The 15,365-nt window shown below is 68.5% G+C and carries 9 protein-coding genes; 3 read left to right on the forward strand and 6 right to left on the reverse strand.

Annotated elements, in window-relative coordinates; all coding sequences use genetic code 11:
- Nucleotides 1–136: 136 nt before the first annotated feature.
- Nucleotides 137–1,042 carry a LysR family transcriptional regulator gene (locus ACFY1U_RS45605; protein WP_390699978.1) on the forward strand — a complete coding sequence of 302 codons (906 nt, stop codon included), beginning with the start codon at nt 137–139 and terminating at the stop codon, nt 1,040–1,042.
- Between the two features lie 210 nt (nt 1,043–1,252).
- On the opposite strand, the gene ACFY1U_RS45610 is transcribed toward ACFY1U_RS45605, so the two are convergent.
- Nucleotides 1,253–2,026, reverse strand: coding sequence for a helix-turn-helix domain-containing protein (locus tag ACFY1U_RS45610; protein ID WP_390699979.1), 774 nt, complete (start codon nt 2,024–2,026; stop codon nt 1,253–1,255).
- A gap of 87 nt (nt 2,027–2,113) precedes the next feature.
- On the opposite strand from ACFY1U_RS45610, the gene ACFY1U_RS45615 reads away from it, so the two are divergent.
- The gene (locus ACFY1U_RS45615) at nt 2,114–3,154 is read left to right on the forward strand and encodes an LLM class flavin-dependent oxidoreductase (protein ID WP_390699980.1); all 1,041 of its coding nucleotides are present in this window, start codon (nt 2,114–2,116) and stop codon (nt 3,152–3,154) included.
- Here the strand turns inward: ACFY1U_RS45615 and ACFY1U_RS45620 are convergent.
- On the reverse strand, nt 3,144–4,202 hold the full coding sequence (locus tag ACFY1U_RS45620) for a VWA domain-containing protein (RefSeq protein WP_390699981.1): 1,059 nt from the start codon (nt 4,200–4,202) through the stop codon (nt 3,144–3,146). The two genes, ACFY1U_RS45615 and ACFY1U_RS45620, sit on opposite strands and share 11 nt — an antisense overlap.
- Nucleotides 4,203–4,770: 568 nt before the next feature.
- On the opposite strand from ACFY1U_RS45620, the gene ACFY1U_RS45625 reads away from it, so the two are divergent.
- A complete protein-coding gene (locus ACFY1U_RS45625; protein ID WP_390699982.1) occupies nt 4,771–8,844 on the forward strand; it encodes a beta-galactosidase in 4,074 nt (1,357 codons plus the stop codon).
- 67 nt (nt 8,845–8,911) lie between these two features.
- Here ACFY1U_RS45625 and ACFY1U_RS45630 read toward each other — a convergent pair whose 3' ends face one another.
- The 4 genes from ACFY1U_RS45630 to ACFY1U_RS45645 form a co-directional block, all read right to left on the reverse strand.
- On the reverse strand, nt 8,912–12,238 hold the full coding sequence (locus tag ACFY1U_RS45630; RefSeq protein WP_390699983.1) for a lectin: 3,327 nt from the start codon (nt 12,236–12,238) through the stop codon (nt 8,912–8,914).
- A 372-nt stretch (nt 12,239–12,610) separates the two neighbouring features.
- A complete protein-coding gene (locus ACFY1U_RS45635) occupies nt 12,611–14,137 on the reverse strand; it encodes a helix-turn-helix domain-containing protein (RefSeq protein WP_390699984.1) in 1,527 nt (508 codons plus the stop codon).
- The gene (locus ACFY1U_RS45640; RefSeq protein WP_390699985.1) at nt 14,137–14,445 is read right to left on the reverse strand and encodes a helix-turn-helix domain-containing protein; all 309 of its coding nucleotides are present in this window, start codon (nt 14,443–14,445) and stop codon (nt 14,137–14,139) included. The genes ACFY1U_RS45635 and ACFY1U_RS45640 overlap by 1 nt, the downstream gene beginning before the upstream one ends.
- Before the next feature lie 382 nt (nt 14,446–14,827).
- A complete protein-coding gene (locus ACFY1U_RS45645; protein ID WP_390699986.1) occupies nt 14,828–15,220 on the reverse strand; it encodes a hypothetical protein in 393 nt (130 codons plus the stop codon).
- Nucleotides 15,221–15,365: the final 145 nt, after the last annotated feature.

Here is a 15,365-nt window from a genome sequence, read left to right on the forward strand (position 1 = left end):
TCACAGACGTGGAAAGGGAAGTCCACCGACGGCCTCGCCGTGCGTGGTGTCCTCCACGGTGGGTTACGCCAGCGTGAAGTACAATCTCGGAAATCTGCATGGCTATTAAGCTGAAGTGAACGCTGGAGGTGACGACATGCTCGATGTCCGGCGCATCCTGCTGTTCACGGAGGTCGCCCGGCGCGGCTCGGTGACCGCGACGGCCCGCGCCCTCAACTACACACCGTCAGCGGTGTCGCAGCAGATCAGCCGCCTGGAAACGGAGGCAGGCCAGCCCCTGCTGGAACGACACGCCCGAGGTGTCACCCTCACCGACGCCGGACGGGCGCTGGCCGAAAGAGGGCAACGGATCGAACGCGAACTGCAAGCCGCGGAGAACGAACTCGCCGACTATGCGGGCCTGCGCGCAGGCACCCTGCGCATCGGCACCTTCCCCACCGTCGGCGCCTCGCTCCTCCCGCAGGCCGTGATCGCCTTCCGGGACGCCCACCCCGACGTACGGCTGACCGTCCGCAGCGCCCGCATCGCCGGACTCTGGACGATGCTGGAGAACCGGGAGATCGAGATGTCGCTGATGTGGGACTACGACTGGAGCCGAATCGACCGGGAGGACATCGTCGTCACCCCACTCCTCGATGACCCGCCGGCCCTTCTCGTCAGCGACGACCATCCACTCGCCGGCCGCGACGCCGCCTCACTCGCCGACTTCTCCGACGACCCCTGGATCACCCGCGCCGACCATCACCCGGTGGCCGAAGCCCTCGTCCGCGGCTGCCGCGCCGTCGGCTTCGAGCCGCACATCGCCTACGAGGCCCACGACTACCAGGAAGCCCAGGCCATGGTGGCCGCGGGCATCGGCGTCGCCCTCGCCCCCACCCTGGCCCTGGAGGGCATCCGACCCGGCGTCCACGTCCTGCCCCTCCAGCCGCCGGCCCCCATCCGCCGCATCCTCCTGGTCCGCATGGCCGACCACTCCCCCACCCCCGCAGCCCTGACCTTCGCCGAACTCCTCCGCGACGCCGCCGCGGCCCGGATCGTCTGACGCCGAACACCCGGTCCCGAGTCGGCCATGACGGTCGGCAAGCCGCGCATCAGACCTGATGTGCCGAACAAGGCCGCCGCGACCGACGCCCCGACGCCCGGCAGGCAGGAGCCTGACCGGGACGAAGCCTGGCCGCGGCTGGGCGAAGAAGCCCCGAGTCCCACCGGCCGAGCCTGGACTACGAGGAAGGCCCGGGGCCGCTGAGCGCTGTCACTTGTTCCCGGGGGCCCGATCCGCAGCAGCGGCGCCCCCTGCGGCCGCCGAGAGTGCCTCGGCCGTCGCCGCGTCGGCGGGCAGAAACGCCTCGAGCTTCAGCTCGGCAAGGGTGACGTCGACGGCGGTGGCAAAAGTGGTCACGGTCGTGATCAGGTGCAGCTCACCGTACGAAGACCGCAGATGGAGCGGAACTGCGAAACCCAGCAGCCCGGCGGACGGATCCAGATCAGGAACGTACGCGGCGAGTTCGACGCGCAGCTCCTCCAGGTGGCCGAGGCGGGCAAGGATGTGGCGCGCCCACTCGGCGAGATTGCCGATGCGGGGAGCGAGGCCGTCGGGGTGCAGCGCGAGGCGGTAGATGTTCGTGCCCGGGCCGACCAGCTCGGGGCAAACCCCCTCGGTGATCCGATCGAATGCGCTGTTCGCGGCGATCATGTCACCGCCGCGGTCCACCACCAGCGCCGGATACGGCAGATGCCCCCGCAGGATGTGATCGATCGCCGTGCGCACCGGAGCCAGCACCGGATCGTCGAGTGCGCTCTCCGGGTACGCGGGCGCGTACCCAGCGGCCAGCAACAGCTCGTTGCGCTCCCGCAGGGGCAGTTCCAGCGACTCGGCCAGACGTACGACCATTTTCCGGCCGGGGACGGACCTGCCCGATTCGATGAAACTGAGATGACGCTGCGTGGTGCCCGCCCGAAGCGCCAGGTCGAGTTGGCTGAGATGACGGCGGGTACGACATTCACGAAGCGCACGGGGGAAGTCCACGGGCCAGTTGTAACGGCGACGACGGGTCCCTGACCATTCCCCGCAGGGAATTGTCGCCTCTCACCCCGGTCGCCGAACATCGCCGCCATGGACATCGGCGTACTGCTTCCGACCGGAACCGCCCAGTGGGGCCCGGCCGACGACCCTCGCGAGCTCATCGCCTTCGGCCGCCAGGCCGAACGCCTGGGCTTCTCCTCGCTCTTCGTCAACGACTCCCTGATCAGCCCGCGCATCGAGGCGCTCACGATGTTGGCCGCGCTCGCCCCCACGACCGAGACCGTGACGCTGGGTACGGCTGCGCTGATGCCGTTCCTGCGGCGGCCGATCCAGGCCGCGCAGTCTCTTGGATCGATCGACGTACTGTCCGGTGGCCGGCTTACCGTGACCGTCGGCGCAGGCTTCCCCGGCCGCTTCGGACGGCCCCTCTACACGCTGTCCGAACTGCCGTGGGAAAGGCGCTTCGCCCGCCTGGACGAGACTGTCGCGCTGTGGCGGGCCCTGTGGGACGGCGCCGACTCCTTCCACGGCGAGATCCTCCGGTTCGATGACATCCCACCCACGACCAGACCGTCCCAGGCCGGTGGCCCGCCCCTCTGGCTCGGCGGCGCGACACCCGCAGCACTGTCCCGCACCGGACGGATGTACGACGGCTGGCTGCCCTACCCGCCCGATCCCGCCGACTATGCATCCGGTCTTCGCCATGTCCGCCAAGCAGCCGCCGACGCCGGACGCGCAGCCGGGGACATCACCCCCGCGTTGTTCGTCTCCATATGGATGGATGACCACACCGAGAAGGGCCGTCGAGCACTGGACGCCTACGCACGAGCCACATACGGCATGCCGCTCAACGAGTTGGAGAGGATCCAGGCCGTTGTCACCGGCTCCGCGCACCACGTGCTCGAGCGCCTGGGTCAATACGTCGCGGCCGGCGTCCGGCACATCGTCGCCCGACTCGGCGCGCTGGACCTGCACTCCCAGCGCGACCAACTGGAACAGCTCGCAGACCTGATCCCCGCCATCCGGAAGACAGCGGATCACGCAGCAGCCCCGGAAGCCTCCGAACCCGGGGTCCAAAGGCGTACTTGCCTTCGGACCCCAGGTTCCTACCCGCGCGGCTTCAGAGCATGATGAGCAGACGTGTCTTGGGCTTGAGCTTCCTGTTCACCGAACGGCTCTGCACATACACCTCCAGCTTGGGATTGTTCCCCGCCTTCACGGACACGGTCCCCTGGATATCCGTGCCGAACAGCAGGCTGCGCGCCGCCTCGCCCGTATAGGCGCGGTCGGTGTCCTTCTCGACCACGATGACTTCCTTGTTCAGCTGAACTTGAGCCCGGGCGCCCAACTGGTAGTAACACGAACCGCGTTCGTACGACACACCTGGATGCGAGTTGACGAACGGGCGGATCTCGACCTCCTGGTCGACCTTAAGGAGCCGGTATTTGTTCGCCGGAATCGGTTCGAGGTTCGCCCGGACCTCGTCCAGTGATATGTCCTGGCCCACGGCGAACAGGTTCTTCGTGCCGCGCACACCTTGCTCTCGCCCCCGAAGGAAACTGGTGGCGGCGGCGCGCACGGTTCCGATCGCCTCCTCGACACCCTTCTGGGAATCCGCGTCCCAGATGGCGATGTTCCCGGCCGGGAAACCGTAGTTCTGGGCGGTCCGCTTGGCCAGGGAGTTCGGAACGAGGATCGCGGACGTCCAGTGGCCTGGGAGCCCGCCCATCTTCGCCGTGATTTTGTCGAGCCAGGGGCCGAGAATGGTCATGTCGCCGTCGTGCCGCCTGTCGCCCCCGGAGGCGTTCTCCTCGCCGTCCGTCACCACGATCTGGAGGAAGCTGTGTTCGCCGTATTCCTCCCAGATATGACCCAGGTCGTCCAGGGACTTGAGCGAAGCCTCAATGAGAGCCGTAGCGCCATTGTTGACGCGGTACAACCCCCGCATGGACGGCAGATGCTTCACGTCCATGTCCCAGACCAGGTTCTCCACCTTGTGATCGAAGGAGTAAAGGCTGATCCGGGTCTCGTGGCCGAGGCTGTCCGATTCGGCTTTCAGTCCCGCCACGAACTCGTCCACGACGCGGATGAGTTGACTCTCGTGCGGACGCATGGAACCCGAACAGTCCACCACCAGCGCGACGTGGTTCACCTTGTGCTGGATCTTGTTTGCGGACATGCTTCTGCTCCCCCTCCGAGCTGCCCCGATTGATGTTTTCACTCTATGGGGAGGCACTGACAACGGCGTTTCACGCAGACCCGGGACCCCGGCACTCCTGTGCCGCAACGCGGCGGAGGGCGCGCCGGACTGACGGGGAGTCAGTCCAGTGATCGGACTGTCCAACAGGGCACCGCCGAAGGGAGCGGCCCCTTCGCCCGCGTGGCGGTCCCAGGCGCCGCCCTGTCGTTCATGGGCGTCCGCCTCGCCGTCACCACAGGTACGCACCCTTCGCCCCTGTCCCGGCGGCTTCCTGGTGGCATCCCATGACGGGTCGTCAGTACCGGTCAGGCGCTGCGAATTTCAGCCGTCACTGCCATCGCAACCGTGTGCTCCCGCCCCATTGTGTTGCGTCTTGCGTGGCTCTACTGTTCGACTTTGCCTGAGTCTGTTTGATGCTGATCGCTCAGGCGGTATGGAGGCCGCAGTGCGAAGTGATCGGTTCGGTTCAGAGGCTGCGAGACCCGGCCGCGGTCGGTGGTGGAGGGCGGTCCTTGCGACGGCCGCGACCATCGCCCTGGCAGCGGGCATGACCGCCCCCGCGGCGGCGCAGGACAGGGGTGGCCGGGCCCCCGCCGCCGCACCTGCCGCAAGTCCACCGACGCACACGGTGAAACTCGACGGCTATTCGTTCCTGGTCGACGGCAAGCGCACCTATCTCTGGTCCGGCGAGTTCCACTACTTCCGGCTCCCGAGTCCGGATCTGTGGCGCGACATCTTCCAGAAGATGAAGGCCGCCGGATTCAATTCCACCTCGCTGTACTTCGACTGGGGATACCACTCCCCGAAGCCGGGTGTGTACGACTTCAGTGGGGTGCGTGACGTCGACAAGCTGCTCGACATGGCGCAGGATGCCGGGCTCTACGTGATCGCTCGCCCGGCGCCGTACATCAACGCGGAGGTCGACAGCGGCGGGCTGCCCGGCTGGATGACCACCAAGGCCGGACACAACCGCAGTGACGACCCTCAGTTCCTGAAGTACGCGGACGAGTGGCTGACGCAGATCGACCGGATCATCGCCCGGCATCAACTCACCAACGGCACCGGGTCGGTCATCGCCTACCAGGTCGAGAACGAGTACTACAACGGCTCGGCCGCCGGCCGCTCCTACATGCAGCACCTGGAGGACAAGGCCCGCGCCGACGGCATCACCGTTCCGCTGACCGGCAACAACAACGGCACCTTCAACTCCGGTGCGGGAGCCCTGGACGTCGACGGCCCGGACTCGTACCCGCAGGGATTCAACTGCTCCAATCCCTCGAAGTGGAACGGCGTCCCCGACATCAGTTACGACCATCCGGACGGCAAGCCGCTGTACTCGCCCGAGTTCCAGGGCGGCGCCTTCGACCCCTGGGGCGGGCCGGGCTACGACAAGTGCGCCCAGCTGATCAACGACCAGTTCGCCAACGTGTTCTACAAGCAGAACATAGCCGTCGGCGCGACCGCCCAGAGCTTCTACATGACCTACGGCGGCACCAACTGGGGCTGGCTGGGCATGCCGGAGAACTACACGTCCTACGACTACGGCGCCGCGATCCGCGAGAACCGCCAGCTCGATCCGAAGTACTACGAGGACAAGCTCATCGGGTACTTCACGCAGTCGGTCGCCCCGCTGACCAAGACCGAGGCGATCAGGGCCACACCCCCGGACGACTCCGCGGTCGTCGACACGGCCCGGATGAACCCCGACACCAAGACGCAGTTCCACGTCCTGCGGCACGGCAGCTCGACGTCCACGGCGGTCGACAAGACCCACATCTCACTGGACTTCAACGCCCAGCCCTCCGCGGACACCACCTACACCTGGGACGATCCCGACTCCGCGCTGCAGTACAGCGGTTCGTGGTCGCACGTGGCCAACCAGAGCTATACCGGGGGCGACTACAAGCACACGGAGTCGTTCTCCAACAAGGCCGGCGACTCGCTCACCGTCCCCTTCGACGGCACCGCGATCCGCTGGATCGGCTCGAAGACCAACAACCACGGCAACGCCGACGTCTATCTCGACGGCACCAAGGTGGCGACGGTCGACGACTCCGGCGGCGAGAGCCAGGCGGTCATCTTCCAGAAGACCGGCCTGACCGCAGGGTCGCACACGCTGAAGATCGTCGTCGCCGGGAACCACAGCTCGGGATCCACGGACAACTACGTGGCCATCGACGCCATCGACGTGCCGACGGGTACCGCCGCCGCGGAACCGACCTACCCGGTCGTGCCCCAGCAGCCGGGCACCGCGATCACCCTCGACGGGCGCGACTCCCATGTGATCACGGCCAACTACCGGCTCGGCGACGCGCAGTTGCAGTACTCGACCTCGGAGATCATGACCAGCGCGGCCATCGGGAACCGGGATGTCGCCGTGCTCTACGGCGACCCGGGCAGCGACGGAGAGACCGTGCTGCGCTACTCCTCCGAGCCCACCGTGACCACCAGCGGCGGCACGGCCACCACCACCTGGGACAAGGACACCGGTGACCTGCGGCTGAACTACACGCACAAAGGGCTGCTCCGCATCAGCATCAGCGGCGGCGGACAGCCCCCGCTCCTGCTGCTCGTCGGCGACAAGGCCACCGCCCACACCTTCTGGCGTCAGGACACGGCGACCGGCCCGGTCCTCGTCCGCGGCACCCACCTGCTGCGCACGGCCACCAGCCTGGACGGCGGGCGCACCCTGGCGCTCACCGGCGACAACGCCGACGACAAGAACATCGAGGTGTTCACCGCTGCCGACCACGTCACCTGGAACGGCGGGACACTGAAGACCCAGGCCACCGGCACGGGCAGCCGCACCGGGACGATTCCCGTGGCCGCACCGGTACACCTGCCGGCCCTGACGAGCTGGAAGCACGCCGACGAGTCCCCCGAAGCGGCCGCCGCCTTCGACGACACCAGTTGGCAGGTGGCCGACAAGACCACCACCAACAGCGTCTCCGGCGTCAACTCGCTGCCGGTGCTCTACGCGGACGACTACGGCTTCCACACCGGAAACACCTGGTACCGCGGCCGCTTCCACGCGACCGGCAAGGAGACCGGCATCCACCTGGTCTCGGACTCCGGCGGAGACGCGCAGGCCTTCTCCGCCTGGCTGAACGGCACCTTCCTGAGCAGCTCCACCACAGGCAGCGCCGACTTCACCTTCCCCGCCGGTTCGGTGAAGTCGAAGGGCGACAACGTCATCTCCGTGCTCACCGTGAACATGGGACACGAGGAGGACTACAACTCGTCCAACGGCAACAAGACCGCGCGCGGACTGACCAGCGCCTCCCTCGTCGGGGCGCCGCTGACCTCCGTCACCTGGCGGCTGCAGGGCGTACGAGGCGGCGAAGACCTGCAGGACACCGTGCGCGGCCCGCTCTCGACGGGCGGCCTGTACGGCGAGCGCGCCGGCTGGTCCCTGCCCGGCTACCCGGACGACAAGTGGAACCGGGTGTCCCTGCCGACGACCGACACCCGTCCCGGGGTCTCCTGGTACCGGACCGACGCGACACTGGACCTACCGCGCGGGCAGGACACCTCGCTCGGGCTGACGTTCACCGACGACCCGTCCCGCAAGTACCGCGCCACGATCTTCGTGAACGGCTGGCAGGTCGGCAACTACGTCAACTACCTCGGCCCGCAGCACACTTTCCCGGTTCCCAACGGGATCCTCAACCCGACCGGCCGCAACAGCATCGCCATCGCCGTGTGGAACCTGGACGGCAGCACCGGCGGGCTGGGCAAGGTCTCGCTCACCGACTACGGCAGCTACGCCTCGTCCCTGCGCGTGGCGCAGAACGACAGCCCCCGTTACGACCCCAAGAAGTACGCCATGCCCGAGCGTCCGGGGGCGGATGTCGCCCTGGACGTGCCGGACACCGCTCAGCCGGGCCAGGCCTTCACGGCCGAGGCCACGGTGCGGGTGCCGAAGGACCGGCCGTCCGCCTCCCAGCTGACGGCCTCGCTCTCCGCACCCGACGGCTGGAGCGTGAGCTCCCCGAGCCCGGCCTCGGTCAAGCGCGTACCGCCCGGCGGATCGGCCACCTTCACCTGGAAGGTCCAGCCGCCGGCCGGGACGCTGCCGTCCGCCTCGGCGCTCACGGCGACGGTGCACTACCAGCAGAGCGGACGGCAGGCCGTGGGCGATGACGAGCGCATCGTTGGCGGAATCCCGCCCGCCCCGCCGGCCGGCAAGAGCGCGGTGAGCGATCTGCCGTTCCTGTCGTCCACCAACGGCTGGGGCCCGGTGGAGCGCGACAGCAGCGTCGGCGAACAGGCGGCCGGGGACGGCCGTCCGATCACCGTCGACGGGGTCCGCTACGCCAAGGGCCTGGGCACCAACTCGGTCAGCGATGTCCAGCTCTATCTCGCCGGACACTGCTCGCGGTTGACGGCGGACGTCGGCGTCGACGACGAGACAGGAGGTGCGGGAACGGTCACGTTCTCCGTGATCGCCGACGGCAAGACCTTGGTGAGCACTCCGACGATCCACGGCAAACAGGCCGCGGTGCCCGTCGACGTCGACGTCAGCGGTGCCCAAGTGATCGACCTCCAGGTCGGTGACGCCGGTGACGGAAACGGCAACGACCACGGCGACTGGGCTACGCCGACACTGACGTGCGGCTAGCGTAAAGGGCCGCTTCCCGGGCGGATGCCCGGGAAGCGGCCCTGCATCATGAGTGCCGTCAGGGCCCTTACTGGCCGAAGCCGTAGGCGAACAGGTGGTCGGCGCCCGTCGCACCCGTCACCGGCAGCGTGATCGACGCCACCTGCTTGGACGCATCAAGCGGGACCTTCGTGGCGAAGGCGTAGGTCTTGACGCTGTCCCGCCCTCCGCTCGCGGTGTTGCGGTACGACGTCGTGACGGCCGTCGTATCCCCCGCAATCGGCTTGCCGGCCCCGCCGTTCAGTGTCCAGTCCGAGAAGCCGACCGTCGCCTTCGAGGTGGTGCCGTCGGTGTAGGTGACGGTCACCGTTCCCGAGATGCCGTCGCTCGGCGCGTTGGTCGCCGCGCCGAGCAGGCCCAGCGACGCACCCGAGGTACCGGCCGGCATCGGGATCGTCTGGCCGGCCATCTCCAGGTTGTCCAGCTGACCGGATGTCACCGTCGGCCAGGTGTAGGAGATGCCGTCGACCGTGACGGTCGAGCCGCTCGTGGCACCCGCCGCCGACAGCGCGTTCTGCGAGAACGCCCAGCCGTCGTTGTCGAAGCCGCCCGAGAAGGTGGCGCCGTCGGGATAGATGCCCTCGTTGGTGTTGTACGGCCACAGCGCACCGGCCTTGGCCACGGCCACACGGAGGCTTGCGCCGCTCAGCGTCGCGCCGGTGCTGTGGTCGCTCAGCGCAAAGGTGACCGGGTAGGTCCCCTCGCTCGTCCCGGCCGTCACGTGGATCTTCGCCTCGGCGCTGCCCGAGGCGGGCACGGTCAGCGATCCGGACGTCGTGTCCAACGTGACGGCGGAGGGCGCCGTGGCCGTCCAGTCGACCGTGACGGCCTTGCTGCCGAGGTTGGTCAGGTCGAGGGTGCCGTCACCGGCCGCGCCGGGCTGGAGCACCAGGCCGTCGCTGGAGGGGCCGGTCGCGGCCAGCACCCGGCTGCCGCCCGTGGTGTCCGACGGCGGTGCCGCCGACGGGTCGGACGCCCAGGAGGTGTTGGGCTGGGTGGCGAGCGTGAAGTCGATGCTCCCCGCACCCTTGAACTGCCCGTACGTCAGCCAGGAGGTCTTCCATTCCTTGCCCTTGACGTCGAGCGACTGCACGTACGGCGCGTCGGGCGCGGCCTGCGGTGCGTTGATCCGCACCGTCCTGCCTCCGGCGAGGGTCGCCTGGGCCACGGGGAACGCCGGGCTGCCGAGCGCCAGGGTGTCCGTGCCCGGGGTCTCGGGGTACATGCCGAGTTCGGACCAGACGTACCAGGAGCTCATCGCGCCGAGGTCGTCGTTGCCGAACGAGCCCACCGGAGCGTTGAAGTACAGCTTCTGCTGGGCTTCGCGGACAGCCGCCTGGGTCTTCCACGGCTGGCCCGTGTAGTCGTACTCCCAGGGGATCTCCACGCTGGGCTCGTTGCTCAGGTCGGCGTTGGTGTTGCCGGGGTCGGTGATGTTGTCGAGGAGGCCGTCCAGGAACGACGAGTAGGCCTTGGCTCCGCCGCGAGCCTGGATGAGCTGCTGCAGGTTGAACGGGACCATGGGGGTGTACTGGGCGGAGGTGCCCTCCACGAAGCCGTTGGAGGTGCCGGGGGTGAAACCGCCCGCGAACTGGCCGTCCTTGTTCTTGGCCTGCAGGTAGCCGGTCTGCGGGTTGAAGACGTTCATCCAGTCCTGGGCCCGGGTGGCGAACTTCTGGTAGACGTCCGTCTTGCCCAGGGACTTCGCGAACGCGGCCAGCGCGTAGTCGGCGGAGTCGTACTCCAGCTGTGTGGAGACCGGGCCGTAGAAGTTGCAGCAGCCGTAGTCGTTCTCGTCCAGCGGAAGATAGCCCTTCGCGTCCCGTACGGCCTCGCCCGGGCGGTCGTTGTTGGGGACGGTGGCCTCGTGCTGGAGAGCGGCGAGCGCCTTGTCGGTGTCGAAGTTGGTCGCGCCGAAGGCGTACGCGTCGGTGATGATGCCGGCGGCCGGGTCGCCGACCATCACATAGCTCTCGCCGTTGTTCGAGGCCCACTTGGGCAGCAGGCCGGTCTGGTCGTAGCCGTTGAGCATCGAGGTGACGACGTCACTGGCGACCTTGGGCTCGACCATCGCCATCAGCTGGGTCTGGGAGCGGTAGGTGTCCCAGCCCGAGTAGTTGGCGTACTGGGCCCGCTGGCCCTTGGCCAGCCTGTGGACCTGGTTGTCCATGCCCATGTACTGGCCATTGGCGTCGGAGAAGACGTTCGGGTGCAGCAGCGCGTGGTAGAGCGCGGTGTAGAACTGCGTCTGCTGGTCGGTGGTGCCGCCGCCGATCTGGAGCTTGTTGAGCACCGCGTTCCAGGCCTGATGGTTGGCCTGCTCGACGGCGCCCAGGTCCCAGGTGTCGATCTCGGTGGCGAGGTTGTCCGCCGCGTTGGCGTCGTTCGTGTACGAGATGCCGACTTTCGCGCTCACCGTGGGGTCGATGGAGGTGTCGAATGTCAGGTACATGCCGTTCGCGCCGGTCGTGGGGGGCTGGGCCGCCCGGGTCGAGGCCGACGACCGGGGTGCGGTACCGGCGCTCGGTGCCGGGGACGGCGTGCCGGAGGCCTTGGCGCTGCTCCCGTGGATGGTGGGGGCCGGCTTCGCCGGGACGGTGAAGTGCCTCTCCTTCAGCGGGGCCGACGGGGAGGTCTGCGGGGTCTGCCGGACCTTGCCCGCCTTCAGCGATGTCGCGTCGGGGTTGATGGTGGAGCCGACCCAGGTGCCGCTCTCAGTGAACGGCTGGTCGAACTGGATGTCGAAGTGCAGCGTGTATCTGTTCTTGGCGCCGCAGAAGTGACCGCTGTCGATCGCGCCGCTGATCTCCCGGTCGTTCACCACCTGGACCCGGGTGCCGTCCACCTGCGTGGCGCCGCCGCTGAGCTTGAACAGGAGGTTCGCCTGTTGGCCCGCGGGGAAGGTGAAGCGGCCGAGGCCCGCGCGGGTGGTGTCGGTCAACTCCGTCTTGACGCCGTTCGCGTCGGTGACCTTGTAGGAGCCGATGCCCGCCTGCTCGTCGCTGTGGCTGAAGCCGACGGACGTATCGCCGAGGCTGCCCGACAGCACGCCGGTCACCGGCAGGATGGGCAGGTCGCCCGCCACGGGGCAGCCGGGGCCCGAGACGTGGGTGAGACTGAAGCCTGAGATCTTGGTGTCGTTGTACTCGTAGCCGCCCCCGTCGGGGCGGTGGGGCGTCGTGTCGGGGCCCCACTGCACCATGCCGGCCGGCATGTCGGGACCAGGGAAGGTGTCCACGGCACCGGAGGTGCCGATCAGGGGGTTGACCAGGGACGCGGGATCCTTCACGAAGGCCGGCGTCGCGGTGCTCGCGGCATCGGCGCTGCCCACTGCCGTGAGCGGCAGGGCGACCATGCCCAGCACGCAGACCGTCGCCAGGCGCTGACGACGTCTCTTTCGATCGCGTGGCGCAGCTGAACGTCGGGGTCTCACCATCGGTTGCCTCCGCAGCAGTTCGTGCTTCGCACTTCAGGTCCCGGCGCTCCGATTACGAGGCAGCGCCGACGGCAGATAACGTTGTCGGGCGCTTTCGGCGCGACCTGACAACGTTGCCATCCACGAGTGTCGAGTGAAACGCTTGAGCTAATGGGATGTCAACGAGGCCAACCGGACTTTCTGAGGGAGGAGTTCACTGATGGTCACGCCGCCGGGAGCGGCGTACACCCGGACTGTGCTTTGGCCCGCGGAGTCCGAACGCATCCGTGTCGGGCGGTTGCGCCGTCACCGTCATGCAGGCTTGGTGTCCACGGCGTAGACCTCCTTGACCTTCACCTCGGTGACACCGCGGCCCTCCGGGAAGACCGCGCGCCAGTCGCCGATGACGTGCAGCTCGTCGGTGCCCATCGCGCGGACCACCATCAGGCCCTGGTCGTAGGCGCGGTGAGCTTTCCACCACAGGTTCGCGAAGGCCTGCGAGCGGATGAGGTGCATCCAGTCGGTGCGGTACAGCTCCCGGTTGTAGTTCGACTCCCCCAGCGTCGAGACGAACTTCGAGTACATCGCCTTGACGTACTCCAGCGTCACGTCGTCGGCTTCGGCGATCGCCCGGTCCCGGGCGTCCTTGAGGGCGACACGGAACTTCTCCAGCAGGCCTTCGGTGGCCCCGGAGGTCCACGATTCGTGGATCTCCGGCGGGTCGCACAGCCCGTACTTCGGCCCCGAGATCCGCAGCAGGAGGCGCAGCGTCGGTTCGGTCACCCACAGCGGTCCCGGCTCGTCCCGGCTGCCGATCGGGTTGGGCAGGTGGGCGTCGTGGTCCCAGTCGGGCGGAGTGATCAGGTGGACGCCGGCGCGGCGCGGGTGGTGGTGGTTGCCGGTGGAGTGCTCCAGCTGGCCGAGCGGCAGATGGGTCTTGAGCGCGCTCAGATAGGCGCCGTTGACGTCGAGCGCGGTGACCTCGTGGACGCCCGGGGGCAGTTCGGGCCGCGCCCACTTGGGGCGGGCCTCCCAGATCTGGTCCGCGCCGCGGGCGGACTGCTTGCGCAGGACCTCGGGCAGCCACGGGTGCGCCACGATGTCGTAGCGGCCGCCCTTGCGGGTGTGGTCCAGCAGCGCCATCGCGTCCGGGATCGCCCGCTTCACCAGCGCCTTGGTCGCCGCTTCCACGTCACCGGAGTGCTCGGCGAGCGCGGCCGTGACCGCGGAGCCGATGAGGTCCGGGGCGTGGGTGGTCTGCATGCGGCGGCCGACAGGTACGACGCGGACACCGCGTCCCGCGTGCTCCTGCCGGCCCGGGGATTGTGCACGCGAGGATTCCATGCGCGCGGCAGGCATCCCCGCCGCCGCGGGCTCGTTCGTCTCCGGCGGCGCGGCGGCGTGGCACTCGGCGGGGTCCAGGTGCTGGGGGAAGCCCGCGACCTGGTGGCGGGCGGGCTGTCCGCACAGCACACACGGCTGGGGGGTGGTGAGCACATCGACGTCGTCGTCCTGGCCGGCTGCCTGCTCGGCATCCGCGCGAGCCTCGTCCTCCGGCTCCTGGAGCGGGACCTCCTCGGCCGCGCTGGTTGCCTCGGCGGCCAGTTTCGTCCTCGCTCCCTCGAGGAAGTACGCGTACTTCTCGCGCACTTCGCCGCTCGGATCCCGTCCGGACTCCCAGCCGCCCACCGTGGACGGGCTCACCCCCAGTGCCTGTGCGAGCTGGGCGCGCGAGACGTTCAGCTCCTCGCGCAGGCCACGGCGCTCCTCGACCGAAGGCAGCGCCACTTCCTTCCTGGCACCGGCGAGCAGCGCGTCGATCGCGCCGAAGTCCGTCATCACACGCCTCCTTCGACGGCTGCAGGACGTTGAGTGCCGGCCGGGCGGCCGGGAACGCGGCGGCGCGCGGCAGGCAGTGCCTCCGTGGCCCGGGTGGGTCCCGCCAGAAGTTCGAGGACGTCGATGCCGTAGTGCGCGGCGACCGCCTCGCAGTCGGTCAGACTCCAGGCGGCGGTGCCCGACTGACGCCGACTCACCTGGGCCTGACTCACGCCCAGCGCGGCGGCCAGCTCGGTCTGCGACTCACCGGCCGCGTGCAGAAGCGCCGCCACCGCCGATCGCACCCGATCTTCAAGGCTCATACCCATGATGCAGACTCTATCGCGCAGACCTCATGAAGCATACGCATATCGCATTACTGGAGTGTTCCGGCGCGCCTGAGGCATGGCCCGCCGCCAGGGCGACTTCTCGCGAGGGACGTATGACGAGCGGGCCCGCGGCATGGCGAGACGGCGCAGTAGGGCGGGTACGTGGGGCGGGCCGACGTCCGTATCTGGTCGAGTGTCGCGTCGCGGCCGCACTGGACGCGCCGACCTGATCAGTGGCAGGGGAGGGCAGGAGAACCGCGCCCATCGCGGATCCATGCGAACCTGCCGAAGTACGGCAACGCATCCGTCGGCTCACAGCGCCGCGAGCACGAAGGTCAGCAACGCCAGGGACCGGGTGGCGCTGCCGCGAGTGGAGTTGTGGCTACTGGGCTTCGGTAAGCCCCTCCAACAGGGTGCGGATGGTTTCGGCATCGCCCCCTGGCGGGATCGGGGCGGTGTATTCCGGGTTCACCTCGACCATGGCAACGGCGTCGGCGTCGGCCGGGAGCAGGCCGAGGAACCAGACGATGGTCTCAGCCCAGAACTCCGGATCCCCATCGCTGAGGATCAGGTTGCTGCGGTCGTAGTAGCTGGCGGTACGGGTCATGCCGTCCAGGTCCATCTGAAAGTCGAGGTAGTCCTCGTTGGAGACCGGGGCGTGGTGCGCGGAGATCTCGGCCTGCGGCCAACGCTCCGTCAGCCGAGCAGCGAACTGGTCCAGCGTCAGCGGCCACGTCCGGGGCTTGGGGGCGGCGACGAAGATGGTGGTCATCATCGGGGCTTCTCCTCGGTTCCCGCTACGGGAGGTAGCGGACATTGTTCGTGATGTGATGCGAGGCGCACAAGTACTGCCAGTACTTAGTGCCCGCACGCCCGCCGGCTTGTCGGACGTCGCCGGGGCGCAGGGTGGAGACGCGTCC

It is taken from the genome of Streptomyces sp. NPDC001351, assembly GCF_042896045.1.
Lineage (GTDB): Bacteria > Actinomycetota > Actinomycetes > Streptomycetales > Streptomycetaceae > Streptomyces.

What these genes read in the sequence shown, in the direction of transcription:
- ACFY1U_RS45605 (WP_390699978.1), top strand. Translation starts at nt 137, where the DNA reads ATGCTCGATGTCCGGCGCATCCTGCTGTTCACGGAGGTCGCCCGGCGC.
- ACFY1U_RS45615 (WP_390699980.1), top strand. Translation starts at nt 2,114, where the DNA reads ATGGACATCGGCGTACTGCTTCCGACCGGAACCGCCCAGTGGGGCCCG.
- ACFY1U_RS45620 (WP_390699981.1), bottom strand. Translation starts at nt 4,202, where the DNA reads ATGTCCGCAAACAAGATCCAGCACAAGGTGAACCACGTCGCGCTGGTG.
- ACFY1U_RS45625 (WP_390699982.1), top strand. Translation starts at nt 4,771, where the DNA reads ATGACCGCCCCCGCGGCGGCGCAGGACAGGGGTGGCCGGGCCCCCGCC.
- ACFY1U_RS45630 (WP_390699983.1), bottom strand. Translation starts at nt 12,238, where the DNA reads ATGGTCGCCCTGCCGCTCACGGCAGTGGGCAGCGCCGATGCCGCGAGC.
- ACFY1U_RS45635 (WP_390699984.1), bottom strand. Translation starts at nt 14,137, where the DNA reads ATGACGGACTTCGGCGCGATCGACGCGCTGCTCGCCGGTGCCAGGAAG.
- ACFY1U_RS45640 (WP_390699985.1), bottom strand. Translation starts at nt 14,445, where the DNA reads ATGGGTATGAGCCTTGAAGATCGGGTGCGATCGGCGGTGGCGGCGCTT.
- ACFY1U_RS45645 (WP_390699986.1), bottom strand. Translation starts at nt 15,220, where the DNA reads ATGATGACCACCATCTTCGTCGCCGCCCCCAAGCCCCGGACGTGGCCG.